This window comes from Photorhabdus caribbeanensis (genome assembly GCF_018448885.1).
GTDB lineage: Bacteria > Pseudomonadota > Gammaproteobacteria > Enterobacterales > Enterobacteriaceae > Photorhabdus > Photorhabdus caribbeanensis.
Genome location: NZ_RCWB01000058.1, coordinates 1 through 12,447 on the forward strand (window position 1 = coordinate 1; position 12,447 = coordinate 12,447).

General features: G+C 52.6%; 1 protein-coding gene. It reads left to right on the top strand.

Annotated elements, in window-relative coordinates; genetic code table 11:
• On the top strand, window positions 1-12,447 hold a 12,447-nt coding region (locus tag EAE90_RS22200; protein WP_214055318.1), incomplete at both ends, for a non-ribosomal peptide synthetase.

A 12,447-nucleotide genomic window follows, 5' to 3' on the forward strand; every position in this document is an offset into this window, starting at 1 on the left:
TCACTGTGCTGAATCAGACCCCCAGTGCCTTCAAAGCCTTTATTGCCAGTTATATCGCCAATCCGTTACCGGACTGCTTGCGCTATATCATCTTTGGTGGGGAAGCGCTTGATCCGGGTATTTTGAAGCCGTGGTATGCCCTGCGTGAGGAGACATTGCCTCAGTTGGTGAATATGTACGGTATCACAGAGACCACGGTTCACGTCACTTACCGGGCACTGGCTCGCCATGATGCAGAACAGACAACGAGTCCTATTGGCACGCGTATCCCGGATTTGACCCTCTATCTGCTGGATAAGTATGGTCAGCCAGTACCGTTAGGCGCTGTGGGTGAGTTATATATTGGCGGGACCGGTGTGGCACGGGGTTATCTCAATCGTCCTGAACTGACCGCGGAGCGTTTTCTGGCAGACCCGTTTAGTCATCTTCCAGATGCCCGGATGTACCGCACCGGAGATTTGGCCCGTTACCTGTCGGATGGCAATCTGGAGTTCTTAGGCCGTAATGACCAGCAGGTGAAAATCCGGGGATTCCGCATTGAACCGGGTGAAATCGAAGCCCGGTTGATGGAACACCCGGCGGTGAGTGAAGCGGTTGTGCTGGCGCTCGGAGACGGTCAGGATAAACGGCTGGTGGCTTATGTGGTGGCGGAAGCGGATGAGGGGTTAATTAATCGCCTGCGTACTCACTTAAGTGCGATTTTACCGGATTATATGGTGCCGACAGCATTTGTCTATATGGATGCCTTCCCGTTGACACCGAACGGCAAATTGGATCGCCGGGCGCTACCGGCACCGGGGGAAGATGCCTTTGCGCGTCAGGTTTATGCTGCACCACAAGGGGAAACAGAAACTCTGCTAGCCACTATTTGGAGCGAGTTGTTGGGCATTAAACAGGTGAGTCGGCATGACAGCTTCTTTGCTCTGGGAGGACATTCGCTGTTAGCGGTGCGGATGATTGAACGTTTGCGTAATGCGGGGTTAACGCTGGCAGTGCGTGATTTATTCCAATCTCCGGTGTTATCGGCATTTGCCCAAACAGTAGGACAATCACCGGCGGTGGTAGTGCCGAAGAATGTCATTACCCCGGCGACTACGGTACTCACACCCGAAATGTTGCCGTTGGCTGATCTGACTCAATCTGAGATTGACCATATCATTGCACAAGTACCGGGTGGGATTGCCAATATTCAGGATATCTATGGCTTATCACCGTTGCAGGACGGTATTCTGTTCCACCATTTACTCGCGAATAAAGGCGATCCGTATCTGCTGGCTGGTCAGATGGTCTTTGCTAACCGCACCTTATTGGACAACTATTTGGCGGCAGTACAACAGGTAGTTAATCGCCACGATATTCTGCGTACGGCTTTTCTCTGGCAGGGATTATCCGCACCAGTTCAGGTGGTTTGGCGTCAGGCTCAATTGTTAGTCACTGAACTGACACTAGACCCGATTGATGGGCCAGCCTGTTACCAGTTAGCTCAACATTTTGATCCGCGTCGTTATCGTATTGATCTGCAACGAGCACCACTGTTGCACTTTGCAGTGGCGCAGGAGGACGATGGTCATTGGAGCGTACTGCAATTGCAGCATCATCTGATTGGCGACCATACCACAATGGAAGTGATGCATGGCGAGATTCAGTCCTATCTTGTCGGACAGGAAGAGAATTTGCCAGCGCCGGTCCCTTTCCGCAATCTGGTGGCTCAAGTCCGGTTGGGAGTGAGTCAGGCCGAACATACCCGCTTCTTTACTGACATGTTGTCTGAAGTGGATGAACCGACGCTGCCGTTTGGGTTGACGGAGGTCCATCGGGATGGCTCACAGGTGATGGAATCGCACCAGATGTTAACACCTGAACTGAATGATCGTCTGCGTAGTCAGGCCCGACGTCTGGGTGTCAGTTTAGCGACTTTATGCCATCTGGCTTGGGCACAGGTTTTGTCGCGTACCAGCGGACAGGTAAAAGTGGTATTCGGCACCGTGCTGTTTGGACGGATGCAGGCAGGGCAAGGGGCTGATAATGGAATGGGGCTGTTTACCAATACTTTGCCGTTGCGACTGGATATAGATGATACCCCAGTGCGAGACAGTGTACGATTAGCCCATACTCGGTTAGCTGAATTGTTGGAGCATGAACATGCCTCACTGGCGCTGGCTCAACGTTGCAGTGGGGTGCCGGGGGAAACGCCCCTCTTTAGCGCATTACTAAACTACCGGCATAGTGCGCAGTCGATTACCACGGATGCAACCATCGGCGGTATTGAATTCCTTAGCGGACAAGAACGAACTAACTATCCGTTTGTCTTGTCGGTGGAGGATTTTGGTCACGCACTGGGACTGACGGCGCAAATAGTTCAACCGATTGATCCGAAACGTGTGTGCGGTTATATGCAACAGGCGTTGGAAAGTCTGGCAGAGGCGCTTGAGCAACGGCCGGAGACACCAGTACGGGCACTGAATATCTTGCCAGAAGCAGAGAAGAAACTGTTATTGGCAACCTGGAACGCGACTCAGGCACCATATCCTGACCAGTGTTGTATTCACCGGCTGTTTGAACAACAGGCAGAAAACACCCCTGATGCGATAGCATTGGTGTATGGAGAACATATTCTTAACTATGCCGAATTAAATTCTCGTGCCAACCAACTATCCCATTGGTTAATTGGGCAAGGGGTCCAGCCGGATAACCGGGTCGCTGTACTGTTAGAACGTTCTATTGAGCTAGTGGTGGCTCAATTGGCTATCTTAAAATCCGGGGCCGTTTATGTGCCGATTGATCCCCGGGTGCCGGATGAACGGAAGCATTGGCTGATAACTGACTGTTCAGCCAAGTTATTGCTTACCGATATTCCGATTGATTTGGCGATCCCCCGGTTTTACCTGGCCGATGAGATGGGTGCTATCAGGCAGGAAGATAACCGCAATCCTAACTTATCCCGCTCCAGTACTGAACTGGCCTATATCATGTATACCTCCGGCTCAACTGGTACGCCTAAAGGCGTGATGGTACCGCATCGGGCAGTGGTTCGGCTGGTGATTAATAATGGGTATGCCGAAATCGGGCCAAATGATCGGGTGGCGTTTGAAGCTAACCCGGCTTTTGATGCCAGCACCTTTGAGGTCTGGTCGCCGTTGCTCAATGGCGGCGCACTGGTGGTGATTGATCACGACACGTTGCTGATGCCTAAAGAATTTGTTCAGGCATTACAGACGTATCGCATAACCGTGCTGTGGCTAAGTGTCGGGTTATTTAACCGACTGGCGGCAGAGTTGTCTCCGGCTCTCCCGCAGCTCAAAATCCTGATTGTCGGCGGCGATGTTCTGGATCCACATGTAATCAGGCAAGTTCTGCGTGATAACCCACCGCAACAGTTATTGAATGGCTATGGACCAAGTGAGGGCGCCACCTTTACCACTACCTACCGTATCACGGCGTTATCGCCAGAAGTAATGAGAATCCCTATTGGTCGACCGATAGCTAATACACGGGTTTATCTGTTGGATGCTTATGGTCAGCCGGTGCCGCAGGGAGCAACCGGTGAGATCTATATCGGTGGAGATGGTGTTGCTTGTGGCTATCTTAATCGTTCTGAACTGACGACTGAACGTTTCCTGGCAGACCCGTTTAGTCATCTTCCAGATGCCCGGATGTACCGCACCGGGGATTTAGCCCGTTACCTGCCGGACGGTAATCTGGAATTCCTGGGCCGTAATGACCAACAAGTGAAAATTCGCGGTTTCCGCATTGAACTGGGGGAAATCGAAGCTCGGCTGATAGAGCACCCGGCGGTGAGTGAAGCGGTTGTGCTGGCGCTCGGCGACGGTCAGGATAAACGGTTGGTGGCTTATGTAGTGGCAGAGGTGGATGAGGGATTGGTCAATTGTCTGCGTATTCACTTAAGTACGATTTTACCGGATTATATGGTGCCAGCCGCTTTTGTCTGTATGGATTCCTTCCCGCTGACGCCAAATGGCAAACTGGATCGGCGGGCATTACCAGCCCCGGGGGAAGAAGATTTTGCCCGGCAGATTTACGCTACACCATCAGGGGAGGTGGAAACCACATTGGCGACTATCTGGCGTGAATTACTGGGTGTCGAGCGAATTAGCCGATATGACAACTTTTTCGCTTTAGGCGGCCATTCGTTGTTGGCAGTACGAATGATGAACCGGCTGGCGGCGTTGGGGATTGAATTACCGCTGTCTACGTTGTTTACATTCCCTGCTTTGACCACTTTTGCTGAAGCGATAAGCGCTCAGTTTGGTGAGTCGGACAGGATATTACCCGCTATCGTTCCGTTATCCCGTGAGCGTCAATTGCCGCTGTCATTTGCGCAACAGCGTCTGTGGTTCCTAACTCAGTTTGACGGGGTGAGTGAGACTTATCATATTCCGCTGGCCTTACGTCTACATGGTCGGCTGGATATTGCTGCCTGGCAACAGGCGCTTGATACACTATTTGCTCGTCATGAAGCATTGCGCTCTGTCTTCGTTGCTGTCGATGGTCAACCGCAGGTAGAGTTGTTGCCGACGGCATCAGGCTTGCCGATGAGAAAATATGATCTGCGTGACACGCCTGATGTGGAGGCGCAGCTTGCGTCTCTCTCTGCTCAGGAAGTTGAAACGTCGTTTGATCTTGCCTGTGGCCCATTAATTCGTTCCAGTCTGATACAACTGGCTGATGATAATCACGTTTTCTTATTGACCCTGCATCATATTGTTTTTGATGGTTGGTCTGTCAGTGTGTTGATGCGTGAATTGAGCACCCTTTATACCGCGTTTCTGGCTGGGCAGTCAGATCCGTTGCCACCGTTGGCGATTCAGTATCCTGATTACGCCGCCTGGCAACGTCAATGGTTGTCGGCTGAACGCATACAATCCCAATCTGATTATTGGCACGCAAGGCTGGTTGATGCACCGGTTCTCCTGGATTTGCCTACTGATCGGCCACGTCCGACTCAACAATCTTTTGCCGGGGCCTTATTGCCCATCAGTCTGGATGCGGAGTTAACCCGATCCCTTAAGCGCTTGTGTGAGCAACAGGGCGTCACGTTATTTATGACCGTGTTAGCTGCCTGGGCGGCAGTGCTGTCACGTCTGTCAGGTCAGGAAGATCTGGTTATCGGTACGCCAAGTGCGGGTCGCGGACGTCAGGAAGTGGAATCCCTGATTGGCTTTTTTGTCAATACGCTGGCGTTGCGGATGGATTTATCCGGTGCGCCAAATGTGGCGGAATTGCTGGCGCGTGTACGACAAACTGCGTTGGCGGCACAGGAACATCAGGACCTGCCATTTGAGCAGGTGGTGGAAATCGTACAACCGCCGCGCCGACTGGCGCACACGCCGTTGTTTCAGGTGATGTTTGCCTGGCAGAACAGTGAGAACACGCAATGGCGGTTGCCGGGAGTGGCGGTTTCACCGGTTGAGCAAGCTTTTGATGTGGTTAAGTTCGATCTTGAGCTGAATTTGTTTGAAGTTGAAGGTCAGATTGTCGGTTATCTGAATTATGCCACCGCGCTATTTGATCAACCGACCATTGAGCGACAGGTGGGCTATCTCCATACCGTACTACGGGCGATGGCGGCTAATCCTCAACAGCCGGTCGGGAAAATCGATATCTTGACCGTAGCAGAGCGCAAGCTGTTATTGGAAACTTGGAACGAAACCGAAACGTCGTATCCAGATCACGATGGTATTCATCGGCTGTTTGAGCAACAGGCAGAGAAAACCCCGGATGCGACGGCGTTGGTGTATGCAGGGCAGGCCCTTAGTTATGCCGAATTAAATGCCCGTACAAATCGGTTGGCGCATCAACTGATTACGTTAGGAGTGGTACCAGAGCAACGGGTGGCAATTTGTATAGCGAGTTCGCCAGCGCGGATAGTGGGGCTGCTGGCAGTACTGAAAGCGGGTGGTGCTTATGTACCGCTAGACCCGGCCTATCCGGGGGAGCGTCTGATTCATATCTTAACCGATGCTGCGCCAGCTATTGTGCTGGCGGATGATGCTGGACGTGCCGCGTTAGGCGAAAAAGTACTGGCAGGTCTAACTGTATTGGACTCGAATTCATTGCTTGGTCAGCCAGATAGCAACCCACAGATATCGGCATTAACTCCACGCTATCTAGCGTATGTAATTTATACTTCCGGTTCGACCGGCATACCCAAAGGAGTGATGATCGAACATCGTGGGCTGGTTAACCTGATTCAGGAAAAAATCATTCAGTTTGATATTCATCCGGGTAGCCGGATGTTGCAGTTTGCTTCATTTGGCTTTGATGCTGGTGTCTGGGAAACCATGATGGCATTGTGCAGTGGGGCCACTTTGGTGATCCCTGCCGATACGGTTCGTCAGGACCCTCGCTATCTCTGGCATTATCTGGAAGAACAGGCGATAACTCATGCTTGCCTAACCCCGGCCCTACTCCGGGAGGGGACCGATGTGCCGGAAATGACAATAAGACCGACGTTGATACTCGGTGGTGAGGCACCTAACGCTGTGCTGCTTCAAGCCCTGAGTCGTCGGGCAACGGTGTTTAATGCCTATGGCCCAACGGAAATCACGGTATGTGCGGCCACCTGGCGTTGTCCGTCAGACTACACTGAGGGCGTCATTGCTATTGGGCGTCCGACAGCTAATACGCGGGTTTATTTGCTGAATACTGACGGTCAGCCGGTGCCGTTAGGCGCGGTTGGAGAGCTCTATATTGGCGGTGTCGGGGTAGCGCGAGGCTATCTCAACCGGCCTGATTTGACGGCGGAGCGTTTTCTGACCGATCCGTTTAGTGGTGAGCTCGATGCTCGGATGTACCGAACCGGGGATTTGGCCCGCTACTTGCCGGATGGCAATCTGGAATTCTTGGGTCGTAATGACCAGCAAGTGAAAATCCGCGGTTTCCGCATCGAACCGGGAGAAATCGAAGCTCGATTGCTGGAACATCCTGCGGTGAGTGAAGCGCTGGTGCTGGCTTTGGGCGACGATCAGGATAAACGGTTGGTGGCTTATGTGGTGGCAGAAGCGGATGACGGACTAGTTAACAGCTTGCGTGTCTATCTGAGTGCTATTTTGCCGGATTATATGGTGCCAGCGGCCTTTGTGCGTTTGGATACCTTCCCTGTGACACCAAACGGTAAGCTGGATCGTCGGGCGTTACCTGCGCCGGGGGAGGGAGCATTTGCCCGTCAAGTTTATGAGGCGCCTCAAGGGGAGACAGAAACCCTGCTGGCTGCTATCTGGTGCGAGTTGTTGGGCGTTGAACAGGTGAGTCGGCATGACAGCTTCTTTGCTCTGGGCGGTCATTCGTTGCTGGCGGTACGGATGGTTGAACGTTTGCGTAATGTGGGATTAACACTGGCAGTACGGGATTTATTCCAATCCCCAGTGTTATCTGAATTTGCCCAAACAGTAGGGCAATCACAGGCTGTAGTGGTACCGGCGAATGTCATTACCCCGGAGACTACGGAACTTATACCGGCGATGTTGCCATTGATTGATCTGACTCAGACTGAGATTAACCATATCATTGAACAAGTACCGGGTGGGGTTGCCAATATTCAGGATATTTACGCCTTGTCACCGTTGCAGGATGGTATCTTGTTCCACCATTTGCTGGCGAATAAAGGCGACCCGTATTTGCTGGCTGGTCAGATGGTCTTTGCTGACCGCGCCCTGTTGGATAGTTATTTGGTGGCAGTGCAACAGGTGATTAACCGTCATGACATTCTGCGTACAGTTTTTATCTGGCAGGGATTATCCACACCAGTTCAGGTGGTCTGGCGTCAGGCTTCATTGTTAGTCACCGAACTGACATTGAACCCGATTGATGGGTTAGTCCGTGACCAGTTAGCTCAACGTTTTGATCCGCGTCGATATCGTATTGATCTGCAACGAGCACCTTTGCTGCATTTTGTAGTGGCTCAGGAGGAGGATGGCCGCTGGAGCGTATTGCAATTGTTGCATCATTTGATTGGCGACCATACGACGCTGGAAGTGATGAACCGTGAGGTTCAGGCTTATCTTGCCGGACAGGAAGATAGCTTGCCTGCGCCAGTCCCTTTCCGCAATTTGGTGGCGCAAGCCCGGTTGGGGGTGAGTCAGGCCGAGCATACCCGTTTCTTTACTGACATGTTGGCTGAAGTGGATGAACCGACTCTACCGTTCGGGTTGACGGAAGTCCATCGGGATGGTTCACAAATGGCGGAGTCGCACCGGATGTTGACGCCTGAGCTGAATGACCGTTTGCGTAACCAGGCCCGGCGTCTGGGTGTCAGTTTGGCTGCGTTGTGTCATCTGGCCTGGGCACAGGTGTTGTCGCGTATCAGTGGACAGGCGAAAGTGGTGTTTGGCACCGTACTGTTTGGGAGGATGCAGGCCGGGGAAGGGGCTGACAGCGGCATGGGATTGTTTGTCAACACTCTGCCGTTGCGGCTGGATATAGATGATACCTCGGTACAGGAAAGTGTGCGGTTATCCCATACCCGGTTGGCCGGATTGCTGGAGCATGAACATGCGTCACTGGCGTTGGCTCAACGTTGCAGTGGGGTATCGGGGGAGGTTCCTCTATTTAGCACCTTATTGAACTACCGGCATAATGCGTCGGCGATAGCCACGGATGCAATCATCAGCGGTATTGAATTCCTTAGCGGGCAAGAGCGCACAAACTATCCGTTGGTGCTTTCAGTGGAGGATTTTGGTGACGCACTAGGGTTGACGACACAAATCGTTCGATCAATTGATCCAGTGCGTATATGTAGTTATATGCAACAGGCGCTGGAAAGTCTGGCAGAAGCGCTTGAACAGGGGCCAGAGACACCAGTACGGGCATTGAATATTTTGCCAGCAGCAGAAAAAAGACTGTTGTTGGAGACTTGGAATGCGACTCAGGCACCATATCCTGACCAGTGTTGTATTCACAGGTTATTTGAACAACAGGCAGAAAATACCCCTGATGCGATAGCATTGATGTATGGAGAACACATTCTCAGCTATACCGAATTAAATGCTCGCGCCAACCAACTGGCTCACTGGTTAATTGGGCAGGGGATCCAGCCGAATGACCGGGTTGCCGTGCAGTTAGAACGTTCTATTGAACTGGTGGTGGCTCAGTTGGCTATCCTCAAAGCCGGAGCTGTTTATGTGCCGATCGATCCCTGGGTACCGGACGAGCGGAAGCACTGGCTGATGACCGACTGTTCAGCCAGGTTATTGCTTACTGATATCCCGGTTAAGTTGGTTGATGAGATCGGCGCTATCAGAGCGGAAGATTACCGCAATCCTGACTTGCCCCGCTCCAGTACTGAGCTGGCCTATATTATGTATACCTCCGGCTCGACTGGTACACCCAAAGGGGTAATGGTGTCGCATCGGGCGGTGGTTCGGCTGGTGATTAATAACGGATACGCTGAAATTGGGCCGGATGATCGAGTGGCGTTTGAGGCTAATCCGGCTTTTGATGCCAGCACCTTTGAAGTTTGGGCGCCTTTGTTGAATGGCGGTACGCTGGTGGTGATTGATCATGCTACTGTGCTAACGCCTAAAGAGTTTGCTCAGGCATTACAGACTTATCGCATTACCGTACTGTGGTTGAGTGTCGGGCTGTTTAACCGGCTGGCGGCAGAGTTGTCCCCAGCTCTTCCTCAGCTCAAGATCTTGATTGTCGGCGGCGATGTGCTGGACCCGCATGTGATTAAGCAGGTTCTGCGTGATAGCCCGCCGCAACAGTTATTAAATGGCTATGGACCCAGTGAGGGCACTACCTTTACCGCCACCTACCGTATTACAGCGTTATCGTCGGAAGTGGTGAGAATCCCCATTGGTCGACCTATAGCCAATACGCGAGTTTATCTGTTAGATGCCAATGGTCAACCAGTGCCGTTGGGGGCGGAAGGGGAAATTTATATCGGCGGAGATGGGGTTGCCTGTGGCTATCTTAACCGTCCTGAACTGACGGCAGAACGTTTTCTGCCGGATCCGTTTAGCGATAAACCGGATGCTCGCCTGTATCGGACCGGAGATTTGGCCCGTTATCTGCCGGACGGTAATCTGGAATTCCTGGGCCGTAATGACCAGCAGGTGAAAATTCGTGGTTTCCGCATTGAGCCGGGGGAGATCGAAGCTCGGCTGATGGAACATCCGATGGTGAGTGAAGCCGTTGTTCTGGTGTTGGGCGACGGCCAGGACAAACGGTTGGTGGCTTATGTAGTGGCAGAAGAGAATGAAGAGTTGGTCAATCGTCTGCGGACTCACTTAAGTGCGGTGTTACCGGATTATATGGTGCCAACCGCGTTTGTACGTCTGGATGCCTTCCCGCTGACGCCGAATGGCAAACTGGACCGTCGGGCGCTACCGGCACCGGGAGAAGAGGCTATTTCCCGGCAGATTTACGCCGCGCCGTCAGGGGAGATGGAAACCACATTGGCGGCTATCTGGCGTGAATTACTCGGTGTTGAACGGATTAGCCGGTATGACAACTTCTTCGCTCTGGGCGGCCATTCGTTGCTGGCGGTGCGGATGATGAACCGGATAGCGGCGTTGGGGATTGAATTACCGCTGTCCACGTTGTTTACATTTCCGTCTTTGATGGCCTTTGCTGAAGTGATGCGTACCCGGTTTGACGAATCAGGTAGGATATTGCCCGCTATTGTTCCACTGTCCCGTGAGGGCCAATTGCCGCTGTCATTTGCGCAACAGCGTCTGTGGTTCCTGGCGCAGTTTGAGGGGGTGAGTGAGACCTATCATATTCCTCTGGCTCTGCGTTTGCAGGGGCGACTGGATATCGCGGCTTGGCAGCAGGCGCTTGATACGCTGTTTGCCCGTCACGAAGCGTTGCGTTCTGTTTTTGTTGCTGTTGACGGCCAGCCACAGGTGGAATTGTTGCCGACGGCATTGGGCCTGCCAATGAAGAAATATGATCTGCGTGACGTGCCGGATGCGGATACCCAACTTGCATCTCTCTCTGCTCAGGAAGCCGGAGCCCCGTTTGATCTTGCCTGCGGCCCATTAATTCGTTCCAGTCTGATACAACTGGCTGACGACGATCACGTTTTCTTACTAACCCAGCATCATATTATTTCTGATGGCTGGTCTTTAGGGATACTGAAATCAGAACTGGAGATGCTTTATTCGGCTTGCTTGAACCAGCAGTCGGATCCGTTGCCGCCGTTGACGATTCAGTATCCTGATTACGCCGCTTGGCAGTGCCAATGGCTGTCGGCAGAACAGGTACAGTCCCAATCTAACTACTGGTGCACAAAGCTGGCTGATGCGCCGGTTCTATTGGATTTGCCTACTGACCGGCCACGTCCGCCTCAGCAGTCATTTGCCGGAAATATCTTGCCTGTCAGTCTGGATGCGGAGTTAACCCAATCCCTTAAACGCCTGAGTGAGCAACAGGGCGTCACGTTATTTATGACCCTGTTAGCAGCTTGGTCGACGGTTCTATCGCGCCTGTCCGGTCAGGAAGATCTGGTTATCGGTACGCCAAGCGCCGGTCGCAGTCGACAGGAAGTAGAATCTTTAATCGGCTTTTTTGTGAATACATTGGCGTTGCGGATGGATTTATCCGGTGAACCCAATGTAGCGGAATTGCTGGCGCGTGTGCGACAAACCGCCTTGGCGGCACAGGAACACCAAGATCTGCCGTTTGAGCAGGTGGTGGAAATCGTGCAACCACCACGCCGACTGGCGCATACCCCATTGTTCCAGGTGATGTTTGCCTGGCAGAACAATGAGAACACGGAATGGCGGCTGCCGGGACTGGTGGTTTCACCGGTCGAGCAAGCTATTGATGTGGTTAAGTTCGATCTTGAGCTGAATTTATTTGAGGTGGAGGGCCGAATTGTTGGTTATCTGAACTATGCCACCGCCTTGTTTGATCAAGCGACTATTGAGCGACAGGAGAGCTATCTCCATACCGTACTGCGGGCGATGGTAGCTAATCCTCAACAATTGGTCGGAGGAATCGATATCCTGACTGTAGCGGAGCGCAAGTTGTTATTAGAAACCCGGAATGTCATTGAAACCCGGTATCCTAAGCAGTTATGTATTCATCAGTTATTTGAACAACAGGTGGAGAATGCGCCTAATGAGGCGGCAGTGGCATACGATGAACAGATCCTCAGCTATGCCGAGCTCAATGCTCGTGCCAACCGTCTGGCGCATCAACTGATCGCGTTGGGCGTTACGCCGGACCAACGGGTGGCGGTTTGCGTGTCACGTTCACCGGCAATGGTGGTGGGGGTATTAGCCGTGCTGAAAGCCGGGGGCGCCTATGTGCCGCTGGATCCGGTTTATACCGGTGAGCGCCTGACACATATTCTGACCGATGCGGCCCCCGCTATTTTGCTGGCGGATAAAGTCGGGCGTGATGCGCTGGGTGAGAATACGCTGGCAGGGCTGACGGTACTTGACCCGAATAATCTGCCAAATCAGCCGGACAGTAACC